Genomic DNA, 15,399 nt, shown 5'->3' with positions numbered 1-15,399 from the left:
TGGGGTGCTGGCCGAGCGGGACGAGCTCGCCGTGGCCATGCGGGTGTGGCAGCAGATGAGCGAGCAGCTCGCCGACGAGCAGGCCACGGCCGGGTCGCAGGTCATGCAGCGCGCCCTTAACGGACACGGGGAATGATCACCGCTGAGGAAACCTCGTTCGTCAAGATCGCTACATGTCGACGCCTTCTGGTGCAGTATGGGTGATTCGGGTGTATGACGGGCCGGACGCGCCGGGCGGCTTCCGCTCCTCTCGGCTGAGGGTTTGGAAGTTCCCGTGGTCAGGATTGCCCACGCTGCGCCGCATCTTCGGGTGTGCCTTCGAGCCGCCGAACTTCCACGGGTTGCCTTCGCAGACGCTGATCCACAACAGCTCCGCTGCCTTGTCGTCGGGATACACGCCCCACTCGCCGGTGCCGCTGCACTCCGACACCACCTTGTCGCCGTCGCTGTTGTACTCGGCAAGGTTGGTTGCGACAACGGTGCCATCGTCCTTGAAGCGGAGGGTCCCGGCATCGCCCCCGGTCCAGGTGCCTACGACGTCGGCCCGAGCCAGTCTCTGCTGCTGCCACATGCACCCCGTGGCCAGCATCAACACCGCGACCGCCGAGGCCACTCCACGCAACCCCACCGCAGCGACTCGCCCTCGTTTTTCACGCATGACTCCCCTTGCGTACGTCATACCCTGCTCGACGCGCGCACTAGATCGGCAAGCGCTCACGATGCAATGGAATTGAGCGAGTTAAACTCTACTCGGTGTGCGCTGGCTGCCCCGCCCCGCACCGTATTGAGACTCTGTCGGGGATCTTGAAGTTCCTTGATCATCAGATCCGCCGTTGATTAGGCTCTGGCTCACTTCCGGTGGTGGCAGGCGGTGATGATCGCTACTTGTAGCGATCTGCGCAGCTCAGCTCGTATGTGGACCCCGGGATTATCAGCTCGTCGCTGACACTGCATGAGTCCCGGAGCGGCCGCTGGCGGCTCAGCGAAGCCTTCTTTCCATGACTGTCCGTCGTCCCCCTCGCTGACCTCGTCCGCGAGTAGCCCCGGTCGGCCCGGGATGGCTGACCGGGGCTCTCTGTGCGTGTCAGGCCTTGCGTGGGATCACGAATCCCCGCACGGGCCTGGTCTGCTGCGGGTCACGCGATTCCGGCTGCTGCGTGCGCTTCCACACAGCGACCAGCTCCGCGTACCGCGGGTCAATCCACTCGGCCATACGGCACCTCCAGCCCTCAGGCTACGGGCGGCTGGGGGGTCGGCATGGGCCGGATCGCGCACTCCGGCGCGTGCTGGCATTTCGCCGCCACGGAAACGAGTGTCTCGTCCGAGGGTGGCCCCCATAGCCCTGGGTCCGCGACATACCCCAGCTCCGCGATCTTCTCGCGGGTGCGGTCCAGGATCGGCGGGTCGTAGTGCGTCGGGTCCCAGCCGGGGTAGTGGTGCACGAAGCCGCCAAGCTGCTCGCACAGTTCGGCGTACAGCGCCGTGTGCAGGATCAGGGCATGCCATCCTTCGTCGACGATCCGCGACGGAGCCAGGCCTGCGCCGGGGTTTTTCGCGCAGGCCGCGACGAACTTCAGGCCCTCCTCTACGATCCGGCTGGCCAGCTCCTTAGACATGCCGGGGTTGGCGTCCATCACGGTCTGACGGCAGCTGGTGAACTGCTGGTCGGCTAAGAGCAGTCGGGCCATGACGGGGATGGGGCTGCCGGGCGGGTCCGGCGGAGGTACGCTCACGGTGATCTCCTCTACTTGATGGGGATTGACCCGCCCCGACCGTGGTCCTGCCAGGGGTGTCGGCCGGGGCGGGGGCATAGGGGGCGAGTGCGTCGCGGCGGCAGCCGATCACGACTGCTCCGCGTACTCGGTGAGCCAGCGTGTGTGACGTGCCAGGCGATGTACCTGCACCGCAGCCGACCGCAGACCGGTACCGCGATCGCGGGCCAGGACTTCGCGGGTGTCGTCCAGGACGCACTCACGAGCCGGGGCGCCGGTTCCTCCTCGTCGTCGAGGGCGCTGTGTCGGGGTCCGTGCACCCGTCGTGCACCCAAAGTTCCGGGCATGACGAAGGCCCGGCCTGCTTGCGCATGCCGGGCCTTGATCATTCAGGGTGAGTGACGGGACTTGAACCCGCGGCCACCTGGACCACAACCAGGTGCTCTACCAACTGAGCTACACCCACCATGACCGGGCTTTTCTTCCCGGCCGAGAAAAAGTGTACAGGGTCCGAGCGGGTGCTCGCGCCCACCTTTTCGTCGGGTCCGGGTGTGGGTCCGGTTCCGCGCTGGTGGTCTGCCGGACGGACCCTAGTCGCTCGGCCGGGTGTGCTTCGCGGCGATGGTCTTGGCGGTGTCCGAGTCCGGTCCGGGTTGCGGGACGAAGATCGCCTCGCGGTAGTAGCGCAGCTCCGTGATGGACTCGCGGATGTCGGCGAGCGCCCGGTGGTTGCCGTTCTTCGGAGGGCTGTTGAAGTAGGCGCGCGGGTACCAGCGGCGGGCCAGCTCCTTGATCGAGGAGACGTCCACGATCCGGTAGTGCAGGTAGTCCTCCAGGGTCGGCATATCGCGCAGCAGGAAGCCGCGGTCGGTGCCGACGGAGTTTCCGCACAGCGGAGCCTTGCCCGGTTCCTTGACGTGTTCACGTACGTACGCCAGGACCTGCTCCTCGGCGGCGGCCAGTGTGGTGCCACTGGCCAGCTCGTCGAGGAGGCCCGAGGCGGTGTGCATCGCGCGCACCACCTCGGGCATGGTCTCCAGCGCCGCGTCCGGCGGGCGGATCACGATGTCCACACCGTCGCCGAGCACGTTCAACTCCGAGTCGGTGACCAGTGCGGCCACCTCGATAAGTGCGTCGTCCGTCAACGAGAGCCCGGTCATCTCGCAGTCGATCCACACCATGCGATCGTTCATGACGCTTAGCCTACGGGGCGCTCCCGCTGGCCGGGGAACGTCGCATGGGCTGACGCGTACAGATCGGAGCTGGTCTTGGCGGGTTCGGTGGCTGCCGCGGCCGCCGTGGCAGTCGTAGCCGCCGTGGCAGTCGTAGCAGTCGCTGAACCCTGGATTCCGTAGGACGTGGCCGCGGCGGCACGCCGGGTCTGTGCCGGTACGGGTCCCGGAGCGTCGGCCCCTTCGCGCGTCCGGTCGCCGCCCTGGTGCCGGTCGTACCGGTCGTAGCGGTCGTGCCGGTCGCCCGGGACGCGGTCGGTGTGGAGCCGGTCCCGGTCGCGGTCCCGGTCGCGGTCCCCCTGTGGTCTGTCGATCTGGGGCCTGTCGTTCTGTGGTGGCCGCTCTCCCTGCTGCCGGTCGGCCGAGGGCTTGTCGCCCTGCGGTCTACGGGCCCGGTAGGCGGCCCGGTACGTGGCGGGGGACGACCCGAGCTGGCGGCGGAAGTGCCCGCGCAGCGCGACCGGCGAGCGGAAGCCACAGCGGCCCGCGACCTCGTCGACCGAGTAGTCGGAGGTCTCCAGGAGCCGTTGCGCCTGCAGCACCCGCTGGGTGATCAGCCACTGCAGGGGAGCGCTCCCGGTGAGCGAGCGGAACCTCCGGTCGAAGGTCCGACGGCTCATGTACGCGCGCGCGGCCAGGATCTCCACGTCGAACTGCTCGTGGAGGTGCTCCAGCGCCCAGGCGACGACCTCCGCGAGCGGGTCGGCGCCGATTTCCTCTGGTAAAGACCTGTCGAGATAGCGCTCCTGACCGCCAGTGCGGCGCGGCGGTACGACAAGGCGTCGGGCGAGTGCCCCGGCGGCCTCGGTGCCGTGGTCGCTGCGCACGATGTGCAGGCAGAGGTCGATGCCCGCCGCCGTACCCGCCGAGGTGAGCACGTCACCGTCGTCCACGAACAGCTCGCGCGGGTCGACGTGGACCGACGGATAGCGCTTGGCCAGCGTCGGCGCGTACATCCAGTGAGTGGTCGCCGGACGCCCGTCCAGCAGCCCGGCTGCGGCGAGCACGAACGCGCCCGTGCACAGCCCGACGATGCGGGCACCCTCCTCGTGGGCGCGGCGCAGCGCGTCCAGCGATTCCTCGGGTGGCGGTGAGGTGATCGACCGCCAGGCCGGTACGACGACGGTGCCCGCGCGGGCGATCGCGTCCAGGCCGTATGGCGCGGTGAGTTCGAGCCCACCGGTGGTGCGTAGTGGTCCTTCCTCGCCGGCGCACACCAGCAGCCGGTAACGAGGCACTCCCGCGTCCTGCCGGTCGATGCCGAACACGGAAAGTGGAATAGAACTCTCGAAGATGGGGCCGCCGCTGAACAGCAGCACGGCGACGATTTCTCTGCGGCGGCGCCCGGAGAGCTTCCGCACTCCATCCGGTGCGGTAGCGGAGTCGTGGCTCATGATGCCTAAGCCCCCCTCAGTGGTCGCGGCTCCTCGGTTGTGTCGCTCCTGCACGTTTCCCCTTGGTCCTGCACGAGTCCCCCGCCCAGACTGGTCATGATCGAATCTACTGCGTCGTATGGGCCACCGGTGACCAGTTCAGCACCCCATGCAATGTCGACAAGGCAACTTGGCGTGAAGCATTCGATCACGAAGCGTGGCACTCGGGAGCGTTACTGGGAAGTGCGCGTTCCGTTGGTGGCCGGTCCTCGTAGGGTGCGCACACCATCTACGGTCCTTTCCCCCTGGTGGACAGGGGGTTGGGGGGCCATCCACGTGCGAAATACGCACCCTTCGGACTTTGGCTGAAAACCATCGGCGCGTAGGGGTCGAACGCCTCAGCACCCCGTGCGCCTCAAGCGCCCCCAGCGGCCGCCCCGGAGGCGCTGGCGCGAACCATGCGTCGTTGAAGTGCGGACGATTGTTTTGGGTCAAAAGGCTGTACGACACAGCAACCGTTGCCAGACCGGCGCGCGCTCGGGCATGCTCCACGGAACGCCGCGGGAGCCTCCTGCGCGCCTTGGGCAGGAAAGGAGTGCCGCCGTACCCTTGGGGGTATGTGCTTGGGAAGATGATTCCCGGACATGGCAACGCCGCCAGCGTCACCGCTGCCCGAGATCGCCCCTTCCATCGAGGACTCTTTCAGCCGAGACACCCATGGCCGGTCACGAACTCCCCGAACCCGCCGACCGCAAGTGGCAGGTCGCCGATCCCACGGCCGACCCCCAAGCGGCGGAACAGCCACGCCAGTCCTGCGACCCCGCGTTCCGGCACGGCGTCGTCGTCGGTTTCGACGGCTCGACGTCCAGTGAGCGGGCGCTGTCGTATGCGATCGGGATGGCCAGCCGCTCCGGCTCCAGCCTGATCATCGTGCATGTCGCCAACCGCCTGCCGACCACCGTCTGGGCGGGCTGTGAGCCACCCGTCTTCGTGGACGTACCCGACCACCGCACCGAGGTGCTCGGACTCGAGCTCGCCTGCGCCGACTACCTCGCCGAAGTGTCGTGGGTCCTGGTCGAGCGCGGTGGGGACATCTGCCACGAGCTCGAAGAGGTCGGCCGTGAGTACGAGGCGGACGCGATCGTCGTCGGCTCCACGCACGGCATCGTCGGCCGGATCTTCGGCTCGGTGGCCGGACGGCTCGCGCGGCGGGCGCGGCGGCCCGTGGTCGTCATCCCGTAAGAGCCTGTCCAGCGCTCCCCAAGAGCCTGTCCAGCGCTCCCGGCCCCCCGCCGTCCCCTTCGCCCCGTCCGTAACGTGCCTGGTCAGCCCGGCCGCGCTGGACTAAAGCTACCCGCGCGTAGAGGTGGTTTGCTCCCTTGTAAAGGGTAGATAAAGCACGCTGGAACCACCTGCGCATGAAGGGAGCCCGCCGTGGACAAAGACGTCTCCGCGGGAAGCACCACTACGACCTTTGGCACCCTCGCCCTGGGACTGACGCTGCTGGCCTTCGGGCTCGGTCACACCGCCGTGATCGATGGCGTGGCGGCAGCCGACGTTGTCCCGATCGCGACCTTCGTCGGCGGCATAGCCCTGTCCGTGGCGGGGCTGTTCGCCTTCCGCGACCGTGACGCGTTCACCGGCACGGCCTTCGCCTCGCTCGCCGCACTCTGGTTCACCTGGGGCGTCACGACCGAGGCCGGTATGGCGAAGAACGCCGCGGGTCTCCTGCTGGTGCTCTTCGCGCTGGTCGCGCTCACCCTCATGCTGGGAGCGAGCGGCAGCGGAACGCTGTCACAGGGCACCTTCGGGTTGCTGTTCGTCTCGCTGGTCCTGCTCGCGATCGCGCAGTTCGGCGAGAGTGCGGGCCTGGCCAAGGTCGGCGGCTGGTTCGCCGTCGTGGCGGGTGCCGTCGCCTGGTACGCGGCTACCGCGCCACTGGCCAAGTGGCCCACCGTACTGCCCAAACGAGCTGCCCACCGAGGGGTGACGGCCACCGGCTGAGGCAGCCACGAGCCGGAGGGAATGGGCGCCCTCCGGCCCACTGAGGAACGGCCCCCTGTGCGGCGTGGTGGCACTCACAGGGGGCCGTTCTTTGCGCCTAAACCGGCGCCGCTCTCGCGGGTGTGGTTGCGCGGCGTGGGGGTTGCTCAATTGATGGTTCGGTCAAAGAGCTACTCGACCGTGACGGACTTGGCGAGGTTCCTGGGCTTGTCGATGTCGCGGCCCATCGCCAGGGCCGTGTGGTACGCGAACAGCTGGAGCGGGATGCCCATCAGGATCGGGTCCAGCTCGGTCTCGTTCTTCGGTACCACGATCGTGTGGTCGGCCTTCTCCTGCTCCTGGTGCGCGACCGCGAGAATCCGGCCACTGCGGGCCTTGATCTCCTCCAGCGCCGCGCGGTTCTTCTCCAGCAGATCGTCGTCCGGCACGATCGCCACCGTCGGCAGCGCGGGCTCGATCAGCGCCAGCGGACCGTGCTTCAGCTCCGACGCCGGGTACGCCTCGGCGTGGATGTACGAGATCTCCTTGAGCTTCAGCGACGCCTCAAGGGCCACCGGGTAACCGCGCACCCGACCGATGAACATCATCGACTGGGCGCCCGCGTACTCCTCGGCCAGCTTCTTGATCTCGCCCTCCTGCTGAAGGACCTCGGCGATCTGGTCGGGCAGCTTGCGCAGGCCCGCGATCAGTCGCTTCCCGTCGGCCACCGACAGGTCGCGGATGCGGCCCAGGTGCAGGGCGAGCAGCGCGAAGGCGACGACTGTGTTGGTGAAGCACTTGGTGGAGACGACGCAGACCTCGGGGCCCGCGTGCACGTACACACCGCCGTCGGTCTCCCGGGCGATCGCCGAGCCCACCACGTTCACCACGCCGAGGACGCGGGCGCCCTTGCGCTTGAGCTCCTGTACGGCGGCGAGCGCGTCGTACGTCTCACCGGACTGCGAGACCGCGACATAGAGAGTGTCGGGGTCCACCACCGCGTTGCGGTAGCGGAACTCGGACGCGGGCTCGGCGTCCGCGGGGATGCGGGCCAGCTCCTCGATCAGACCGGCGCCGATCAGGCCCGCGTGGTACGAGGTGCCACAGCCGAGGATCTTCACCCGGCGGATGGTGCGGGCCTCCCGGGCGTCCAGGTTCAGGCCGCCCAGGTGCACGGTGGAGAACCGGTCGTCGATCCGGCCGCGCAGCACCCGGTCCACGGCGTCGACCTGCTCCGAGATCTCCTTGTGCATGTACGTGTCGTGGCCGCCCATGTCGTACGACTCGGCCTCCCACTCCACGGTGGTCGGCGAGGCCGTCGTGCGGGAGCCCTCGGTGGTGTACGTACGGAAGTCGTCGGCCTTGATGGTCGCCATCTCACCGTCGTCCAGGGTGACCACCTGGCGGGTGTGCGAGACCAGCGCCGCCACGTCGGAGGCGACGAACATCTCCTTCTCGCCGATGCCGAGCACCACCGGGGAGCCGTTGCGGGCGACCACGATGCGGTCGGTGAAGTCGGCGTGCAGCACGGCGATGCCGTAGGTGCCCTCGACGAGGCGCAGGGCCTCGCGGACCTTCTCCTCCAGGGTCGGCGCCTGGGAGCGGGCGATCAGGTGGGTGAGGACCTCGGTGTCGGTCTCGGAGAGGAACTCCACGCCGTCGGCGACCAGCTTGGCGCGCAGGTCCGTGGCGTTGTCGATGATGCCGTTGTGGACGACGGCGACCTTGTTCTCCGCGTCCAGGTGCGGGTGCGCGTTCTCGTCGGAGGGGGCGCCGTGGGTCGCCCAGCGGGTGTGGGCGATGCCGGTGGTGCCAGCGAAACGCTTGGGCACCCGGGCCTCCAGGTCCCGTACCCGGCCCTTGGCCTTGACCATCTTCAGCCCGGGGGTCTTGGGGCTGGTGATCACCACACCCGCCGAGTCATAGCCCCGGTACTCCAGACGCTGCAGCCCCTCAAGGAGCAGCGGCGCCACATCGCGCTTTCCGATGTATCCGACAATTCCGCACATATGTTGTTCCCCTGCCGTAAATCGTGCTGTGAATCTAGCCGTAGATGATGCGGCGCAGCTGCCTCAGAGAGAGCTCGGGCGGCGCGACCGTGCGATACCTCAGATCCGTCGCGATCTGCTCGAAGATCGCCGAGTTCACCAGGCCCTGACCCTGGAGTTCGCGATGGCGGCGGCGGACGAACTCGTCGGTCGTCTCGTCGAAGTAGGCGAGGACGTCCTGGATCACGCGCAGGGCCTCGCCGCGCTGGAGCGGCGTGGAGCGCGTCAGGTGATCTACGAGGTCGTCGTGCACTCGACGATCCTGCGTTATCGGCGCGCTACTCGCAAGAATCCTGCCCGCAATCGGGCAGGATCGTGTCGGAGTCGTGTCAGAAGTGCCGTCGGGGGCGTGTTGGGAGTGCGCCAGGGGCGGTGTCGGGGGCGTGTCACAGGCGCTTGAGGACGGCCTGTTTGGCCGTCGTGAACTCGTCGTCCGTGAGGATTCCGGACTGGTGCAGCTCGCCGAGCTCGCGCAGCCGACGCAGCAGGGCGTCGTGGTCGTCGCCGCCCGTGTCGGTGGCGGGCGGAGCCAGCGTGGCCCGCGCGTCGGCGTCGGGGGCGGGCGCGGGCGCGAGGGCCGGGGCGGCCGGGTGCGGCAGCCTGGCCTGGACCGCGGCGGCGACCAGGGCCATCAGCGGGTCCTTGCGGAAGCCGTAGAGCTCGATGGAGTTCGGGTCGTACTTGGGCGGGGCCTTGGTGGGGGAGCGCTTGATGGTGAACCGGAGGTAGCCGTTCTCCAGCCCCGCCGACGGCTGCCACTCCACGGCGGCGATGTCCCCGAGCTCCAGCGAGCGAGTCCCGGCCGCCGATTTGGCGTCCTCGGTGTTCCACTTCCACTCCAGGCGGATGTGCTCCCCGTCGAAGCTGGCCGTACCGTCGCCCGCCGTCACCGACAGCGGCACCGAGGGCCCTGCCAGCAGATAGCCGTCGCAGCCGCCGGACGGCACCTGCTCCAGCAGGCGCGCGTTGCGCACCTCGTCCACCAGGTACTCGGCGACGCCGAAGCGGTCCGGCTCCACCGCCAGCTGGTACGGGTCGTCACCGTCCGACAGTTGGCCTCCGGTCGCCTGTGAAAGCGGGTCGGCGCCGTCGCGTAGCCGCAGTCGCAGCCGTCCCGACTTCTTGCCGTGCTCGAAGGAGATCCCCGCCAACGCCTGGACCGGGACGGAGAGTTCGCCCAGGGTCTTGCGCAGCAGGCTCACTGACTTGTCGCGTCCGGGCACGATCCGGAGCGAGTCGCCGTCGAAGGTCCAGGTCCCGTCGCGCTGGATGATTTCCGCCATGTGGGGATTCTGCCATCCACCCAACTCCGAGTGTTGGTCTATACCTTGACCCCGTCCTGCGGGCACGGTACGCATGGTGACCGATCGGTCGCTAGGCACCACAGGTGGACCCTGCCGAAGGGAACGAGCTTGTGAGACAGCACGGCACCACGTCCCGAATGACCCGGATTCGCGGAAATCCCCGGCTACCTCGGCTACCCCGGATGCCCCGAACGCCCCGGATGCTCGGTGCAGCGCTCCTCGTCCTGGCCGTCGGTATCTCCGGCGTCGCCGCGACCCCGCAGGGAAATGCGCAGGGAGACGCGCAGGGAAAGGAGTCCCCAGCGACCCTCGTCCCGCTCGGTCAAGTGGTCCCGGCGCCCGCCTCGGTCGCGGCCGGTGGATCGCCGTACGAGATCACCCAGCGGACCCGGATCAGGATCGAGGGCGGCCCACGCGCACGCGAGGCCCGTGCGGTCGGCCGTCAGCTCGCCGAGATCCTGCGCCCCGCCACCGGCTACCCGCTGCCCGTCCTGCCCAGTCCGCCCGGCCCGCCGGGCTGGGGCCGAAAGGACGGCATCCGCCTCGCCCTCGACCCCAGGGCCAACGACCTGGGCGCTGAGGGATACCGCCTGACGTCCAGCAGGAAGTCGGTCACCCTCACCGCGCGCGAGCCCGCCGGGCTCTTCCACGGCGTGCAGACTCTGCGCCAGCAGCTGCCTCCCCGTATCGAGAAGGACACCCGGCAGCGCGGGCCCTGGAAGATCGCGGGCGGCACGATCAAGGACGTCCCGCGGTTCGCCTACCGGGGCGCCATGCTCGATGTCTCCCGGCACTTCTTCACCGTCGAGCAGGTCAAGCGCTATATCGACCAGCTGGCCCTCTACAAGGTCAACACGCTGCATCTGCACCTCTCCGACGACCAGGGCTGGCGGATCGCCATCGACTCCTGGCCACGGCTGGCCACCCACGGCGGCTCGACCCAGGTCGGCGGCGGACCCGGCGGCTACTACACCAAGGCCCAGTACAAGCACCTGGTGGCGTACGCGGCGTCCCGCCATCTCGAAGTCGTCCCGGAGATCGACATGCCGGGCCACACCAACGCGGCGCTCTCCTCGTACGCGGACCTGAACTGCGACGGCGTCGCGCCACCTCTCTACACGGGCATCGAGGTCGGCTTCAGCTCGCTGTGTGTCGGCAAGGAGATCACGTACGACTTCGTGGACGACGTGATCCGCGAGATCGCCGCACTCACTCCCGGCCGGTACCTCCACATCGGCGGCGACGAGGCGCACCAGACCACCCCTGAGGACTACGCGACGTTCATGGCCCGGGTGCAGCCGGTCGTCGCCAAGTACGGGAAAACGGTGATGGGCTGGCACCAGCTGGCCGGGGCGACCCCGGCCGACGGGGCGGTCGCGCAGTACTGGGGGCTTGACCGGACCAGCCCGGAGGAGCGGGCCGAGGTCGCTGAGGCCGCCAGGAACGGCACCGGGCTCGTCCTGTCGCCCGCCGACCGGATCTACCTCGACATGAAGTACGACGAGGACACCGAGTTGGGTCTCGGGTGGGCCGGTTTCGTCGAGGTGCGGCGGTCCTACGACTGGGACCCGGCGGAGTATCTGGCGACGCGACTGCCGGGCGCGCCCGCCTCCGCGCTCAAGGGGGTCGAGGCGCCGCTGTGGTCGGAGACCATCGAGAACTCGCGGCACATCGAGTACATGGCCTTCCCTCGGCTGCCGGGTGTCGCCGAACTCGGCTGGTCGCCCGCCGCGACCCATGACTGGGACGGCTACAAGGTGCGGCTGGCGGCGCAGGGGCCGCGCTGGGAGGCGCTGGGCATGGACTACTACCGGTCGCCGCAGGTGCCTTGGCCGTAGGTGGTACGTACCGGTACGTGGACGGGCGCCCGGGAGGACCGTCTCCTGGGCGCCCGCCGGTCTGTGGGGAAGGGGCGGGTTCAGCCGCCACGGAAGCGCTACTCGGCCGAGGCCGTCGCCGCCGCCTCCTCGCGCAGGCCGTCCTCGCTGAGACCCTGCCGCCAGTAGCCGATGAACGTCACGGCCTTACGGTCGAACCCGCGCTCGTTCACCAGGTGGCGGCGGAGCGCCTTGACCGTGCCCGCCTCGCCCGCGATCCAGCTGTACGGGGTGCCGTCCGGCAGCTTGTCGGCGCGGACCGCCGCCAGGGCGCGCTCGGTACGCGGCTCCCCGGACTCCGCGCGCACCAGCCAGGTGATGTGCGCCTCGGCGCGGGTGAGGGGCTCCACCCGGTCGGCCGCTTCCGCGACTTCGAACCAGACCCGGGCCCGCGTCCCGGCCGGAAGCCACTCCAGGATGGCCGACGCCGCGGGCAGCGCCGTCTCGTCGGCCCAGATCAGCACCCAGTCGGCGGACTCGGGCAGCCGGAACCGTACTCCGGTGTTGTCCTCGTCCGTCGGTCCGAGCACCCGTACCCGGTCGCCGGGGGCGGCCCGCTCGGCCCAGCGGCAGGCCGGGCCGCCGTCCGGATGCAGCGCGAAGTCGATGTCGATCTCGGTGGCGGCGGGGCCACGGCGCTGCTCCCGTACCGTGTACGAGCGCATCACCGCCCGTACGTCGTCCGGCAGTTGGTAGTAGGCGGCGATCCAGCTCGCTTCGTCCGTGGCGGCCGTCGCGTCCGGCAGGACCGGCGCCGACTGGCCCGGGTGCGGCAGGAAGAGCGAGAGGCTCTGGTCCCGGCCCCCGGAGGCGAAGGCGTCCAGCTCTGGCCCGGTGAAGGTGACCCGCACCAGCGAGGGCGAGATTCGACGGATCCGGTCGACCTCCAGGTCGAAGAACCGAAACGGTGGGGGAGGAGAGGGCGATGGTGACTGCGGTGATGACTGGGGGGTCGCGTCGGGCGTCGTCACTTCGCCACCTTCTTCGCCTTCTCGATCGCCTCGGCCAGCTCCTCGAGGATCGGCGCGCACTTGGCGTACGAATAGATCGGCTCGGTGGTGCGCGGGATGACCTGTCCGGCCTTGACCGCGGGCAGCTTCTTCCAGGTCGGCTTGGACGTGTCCAGGTCGGCGGGCTGGAGGGCCGAGGTCCGGTTGTCCATCATGATCACGTCGGCCTGGTACTTGTCGGCGTTCTCCCAGCTCAGCTCCTCGAAGAAGCCCTGGGCGTTGGCCTTGGGCTCGACGAACTTGACGCCGAGCTCCTGGAAGTAGCGGGTGTCGGCGGACATCTTGGGGACCGAGACATAGAGGAGGTCCTGGCTGCCGGAGCCGATCAGGACCGTGATGTCCGGGTTGGACTTGGCTGCCTGGCGCAGCCGCTCGGCGGCCTTCTCGAACCGGGCCTTGGCGTCGGTGACCTTCTTGTCCTTGAGGTCGGCGCCCAGCGACTCGGCGAGGTCGGCGCGGCGCTGGAGCGCACTGGGCATCGAGGTCTCGGCGGCCCAGAGGGCGACGCTCGGCGCCAGCTTGAGGATCTTCTTCTGGGATTCCTCGGGTACGTACCAGAGGTCGTCCTTGGCCCACATGTCGGTGATCAGTACGTCCGGCGCGAGGGCCGCGTACTGCTCGATGTTGAACTGGCCCCACTCGTTGCCGAGGATCTCGACCTGGGTGACGTCCAGGTCCCCGGCCTGCACGTCGGGCTTGCCGCCCTTGACCGTGGTAGGCCCGAACACGCCCTTGACGGTGATGCCGTAGTCGTGGAGCGCGGCGGCTGTCCCCGTGAACGCGACGATGTTCTTCGGGGCGGCGTCCAGCTTGACGGTGGTGCCCCGGTCGTCCTTGAAGGTCCACGCCCCGGACTCTTCCCCGGACTTCGCCGCGGTCGTCTGGGAGCCGCTGCCCGCTGCCTTGTCCCCGCGTTCGTCGCCACAGGCGACCAGCAGGGCGCCGAGGCCGACAGCGCCTCCCACGGTCAGCAGACCACGACGGGACAGGTGGGGAGTTGGGGAGTTGGGCATGTCGGTGTCCGCTTTCCTCGGGTACGACGAGAGGCCGTCGGCTGGTTTCAAGCGAGGTTAGCCTAACCTAACTGTCTATGGGGCGGTCGGGATCGATCAGGATTCGAGAAGCGCGGGTCAGGGAGCCGGACCTAGCCTGATCGACATGGACATCACCATTCACACCAGCGCCCTCCCGCACGACGACCCGGACGCGTCCCTGGCCTTCTACCGCGACGCCCTCGGCTTCGAGGTCCGTAGCGACGTCGGACAAGGCACGATGCGCTGGATCACGGTCGGCCCCGTCGGCCAGCCCGACACCTGCATCCTGCTGGCGCCACCCGCCGCCGACCCGGGAATCACCGATGACGAGCGCCGCACGATCGTCGAGATGATGGCCAAGGGAACCTACGGCTGGATTCTGCTGGCCACCCACGACCTCGACGGCACCTTCGCGAAGGTGCGGGCCAGCGACGCCGAGGTCGTCCAGGAGCCGACCGAGCAGCCGTACGGCATCCGCGACTGCGCCTTCCGCGATCCCGCCGGAAACATGGTCCGCATCCAGGAGCTTCGCTGAGCCGCGGGGGGTTCTCTCATGTGTCACCCCTCGTGGGGGCGCGCACGGACCGCGGCGCTCCGAGATGACGAAGCCAGCGGGCGCTCAGCTGGACAGGCCCATCTCCCTGGCGATCAGCATGCGCTGGACCTCGCTGGTGCCCTCGCCGATTTCGAGGATCTTGGAGTCCCGCCACATACGGGCCACCGGGTACTCGTTCATAAAGCCGTAGCCGCCGTGGATCTGGGTCGCCTCGCGGGCGTTGTCGACCGCGATGGTGGATGAGTGGAGCTTGGCCAGGGCCGCCTGCTTCTTGAAGGGTTCGCCGTTGACCAGGCGGGACGCGGCGTCGCGCCAGGCGAGGCGGGCGGTGTAGGCGTTCATCTCCATGTCGGCCAGCTTGAACTGGATGGCCTGGTTGGTGCCGATCGGGCGGCCGAAGGCGTGGCGCTCCTTGGCGTACTTCAGGGACTCGTCGACGCAGCCCTGGGCGAGGCCGGTGGCCAGGGCCGAGATGGCGATGCGGCCCTCGTCGAGGATCTGGAGGAACTGGGCGTAGCCGCGGCCCTCCGCGCCGACGAGGTTGGCGGCCGGGACGCGGACGTCGGAGAAGGACAGTTCGCGGGTGTCCGAGGCGTTCCAGCCGACCTTGGAGTACGGGGCGGCGACGGTGAAGCCGGGGGTGCCGGAGGGCACGATGATCGAGGAGATGCGGGGGGCGCCGTCCTCCTTGCGGCCGGTGACCGCGGTGACCGTCACCAGACCGGTGATGTCCGTACCGGAGTTGGTGATGAAGCACTTGCTGCCGTTGATCACCCATTCCCTGGTCGCCTCGTCCAGGACGGCCGTGGTGCGGGTGCCGCCCGCGTCCGAGCCGCACTCCGGCTCGGTGAGGCCGAACGCGCCCAGCATCTCGCCCGCGCACATCCGGGGGAGCCACTGGCGCTTCTGCTCCTCGGTACCGAAGCGGTAGATCGGCATCGCGCCGAGCGAGACACCGGCCTCCAGGGTGATGGCGATGGACGAGTCGACCCGGGCGAGCTCTTCGAGCGCCAGGCCAAGCGCCAGGTAGTCGCCGCCCATCCCGCCGTACTCCTCGGGGAAGGGCAGGCCGAACAGGCCCATGCGGCCCATCTCGCGGACGATCTCGTACGGGAACTCGTGGCGTTCGTAGAAGTCGCCGATCTTGGGGGCGACGACGTCGTGGGCGAACTCCTCCACCGTGCGGCGGAGTTCCTCGTGTTCGGGGGTGAGGCGGTGATCGAGCGCCATGGTCAGGACTCCTTGTCGTCCTCGTCGTCCGTGTCGTCCT

At 69.0% G+C, this 15,399-nt stretch carries 16 protein-coding genes and 1 tRNA gene; 5 read left to right on the top strand and 12 right to left on the bottom strand.

Translation table 11 applies throughout. The annotated features are described in order from the left end of the window. The first annotated feature begins 4 nt into the window (after positions 1-4). The gene (locus tag GCN81_RS32775; RefSeq protein ID WP_267904600.1) at positions 5-136 is read left to right on the top strand and encodes a hypothetical protein; all 132 of its coding nucleotides are present in this window, start codon (positions 5-7) and stop codon (positions 134-136) included. A 33-nt stretch (positions 137-169) separates the two neighbouring features. Here the strand turns inward: GCN81_RS32775 and GCN81_RS24165 are convergent, their stop codons facing one another. The 6 genes from GCN81_RS24165 to GCN81_RS24145 all read right to left on the bottom strand — a co-directional run bounded on the left by GCN81_RS24165 (position 170) and on the right by GCN81_RS24145 (position 4,338). Next, on the bottom strand, positions 170-658 hold the full coding sequence (locus GCN81_RS24165) for a hypothetical protein (RefSeq protein ID WP_156726575.1): 489 nt from the start codon (positions 656-658) through the stop codon (positions 170-172). 426 nt (positions 659-1,084) lie between these two features. Next, positions 1,085-1,213 (bottom strand): hypothetical protein, encoded by a 129-nt coding sequence (locus GCN81_RS32770; protein ID WP_267904599.1) that lies wholly within the window; start codon positions 1,211-1,213, stop codon positions 1,085-1,087. A 16-nt stretch (positions 1,214-1,229) separates the two neighbouring features. Then, positions 1,230-1,688: a glycine-rich domain-containing protein gene (locus GCN81_RS24160; protein ID WP_156726728.1), complete on the bottom strand. Its 459-nt coding sequence runs from the start codon at positions 1,686-1,688 to the stop codon at positions 1,230-1,232. Positions 1,689-2,105: 417 nt separating this feature from the next. Next, positions 2,106-2,178: transfer RNA gene (locus GCN81_RS24155), tRNA-His, on the bottom strand. Between the two features lie 124 nt (positions 2,179-2,302). Continuing rightward, the gene (gene orn / locus GCN81_RS24150; RefSeq protein WP_156726574.1) at positions 2,303-2,905 is read right to left on the bottom strand and encodes an oligoribonuclease; all 603 of its coding nucleotides are present in this window, start codon (positions 2,903-2,905) and stop codon (positions 2,303-2,305) included. Between the two features lie 5 nt (positions 2,906-2,910). Next, positions 2,911-4,338: a helix-turn-helix domain-containing protein gene (locus tag GCN81_RS24145; protein WP_156726573.1), complete on the bottom strand. Its 1,428-nt coding sequence runs from the start codon at positions 4,336-4,338 to the stop codon at positions 2,911-2,913. 696 nt (positions 4,339-5,034) lie between these two features. Between GCN81_RS24145 and GCN81_RS24140 the strand changes: the two genes are divergently transcribed. Further along, positions 5,035-5,559: a universal stress protein gene (locus tag GCN81_RS24140; protein ID WP_156726572.1), complete on the top strand. Its 525-nt coding sequence runs from the start codon at positions 5,035-5,037 to the stop codon at positions 5,557-5,559. 192 nt (positions 5,560-5,751) lie between these two features. Further along, complete coding sequence (locus GCN81_RS24135; RefSeq protein WP_156726571.1) at positions 5,752-6,321, top strand: GPR1/FUN34/YaaH family transporter; 570 nt, start codon at positions 5,752-5,754, stop codon at positions 6,319-6,321. Positions 6,322-6,491: 170 nt separating this feature from the next. On the opposite strand, the gene glmS is transcribed toward GCN81_RS24135, so the two are convergent. From glmS to GCN81_RS24120, 3 genes are all read right to left on the bottom strand, one after another. Beyond that, the gene (gene glmS, locus GCN81_RS24130) at positions 6,492-8,309 is read right to left on the bottom strand and encodes a glutamine--fructose-6-phosphate transaminase (isomerizing) (RefSeq protein WP_156726570.1); all 1,818 of its coding nucleotides are present in this window, start codon (positions 8,307-8,309) and stop codon (positions 6,492-6,494) included. A 34-nt stretch (positions 8,310-8,343) separates the two neighbouring features. Continuing rightward, the gene (locus GCN81_RS24125; RefSeq protein ID WP_156726569.1) at positions 8,344-8,601 is read right to left on the bottom strand and encodes a hypothetical protein; all 258 of its coding nucleotides are present in this window, start codon (positions 8,599-8,601) and stop codon (positions 8,344-8,346) included. 133 nt (positions 8,602-8,734) lie between these two features. Next, positions 8,735-9,631 (bottom strand): DUF4429 domain-containing protein, encoded by an 897-nt coding sequence (locus GCN81_RS24120; RefSeq protein WP_156726568.1) that lies wholly within the window; start codon positions 9,629-9,631, stop codon positions 8,735-8,737. A 158-nt stretch (positions 9,632-9,789) separates the two neighbouring features. Here GCN81_RS24120 and GCN81_RS24115 point away from each other — a divergent pair, with 158 nt between their 5' ends. Then, a complete protein-coding gene (locus tag GCN81_RS24115) occupies positions 9,790-11,490 on the top strand; it encodes a beta-N-acetylhexosaminidase (protein ID WP_407698012.1) in 1,701 nt (566 codons plus the stop codon). 98 nt (positions 11,491-11,588) lie between these two features. On the opposite strand, the gene GCN81_RS24110 is transcribed toward GCN81_RS24115, so the two are convergent. Then, positions 11,589-12,419, bottom strand: a complete 831-nt coding sequence (locus tag GCN81_RS24110; RefSeq protein WP_231626949.1) for a siderophore-interacting protein — start codon at positions 12,417-12,419, stop codon at positions 11,589-11,591. 77 nt (positions 12,420-12,496) lie between these two features. Continuing rightward, positions 12,497-13,552, bottom strand: coding sequence for an ABC transporter substrate-binding protein (locus GCN81_RS24105; protein WP_156726566.1), 1,056 nt, complete (start codon positions 13,550-13,552; stop codon positions 12,497-12,499). 145 nt (positions 13,553-13,697) lie between these two features. Between GCN81_RS24105 and GCN81_RS24100 the strand changes: the two genes are divergently transcribed. Next, entirely contained in the window at positions 13,698-14,108 is a 411-nt protein-coding gene (locus GCN81_RS24100; RefSeq protein WP_156726565.1) for a VOC family protein, read from the top strand. 84 nt (positions 14,109-14,192) lie between these two features. Here GCN81_RS24100 and GCN81_RS24095 read toward each other — a convergent pair whose 3' ends face one another. Continuing rightward, entirely contained in the window at positions 14,193-15,359 is a 1,167-nt protein-coding gene (locus GCN81_RS24095) for an acyl-CoA dehydrogenase family protein (RefSeq protein ID WP_156726564.1), read from the bottom strand. Positions 15,360-15,399: the final 40 nt, after the last annotated feature.

Source organism: Streptomyces apocyni (assembly GCF_009739465.1).
Lineage (GTDB): Bacteria > Actinomycetota > Actinomycetes > Streptomycetales > Streptomycetaceae > Streptomyces > Streptomyces apocyni.
Note: the sequence above shows the minus strand (reverse complement) of the source record. Positions and strands in the feature narration are given on the sequence as shown.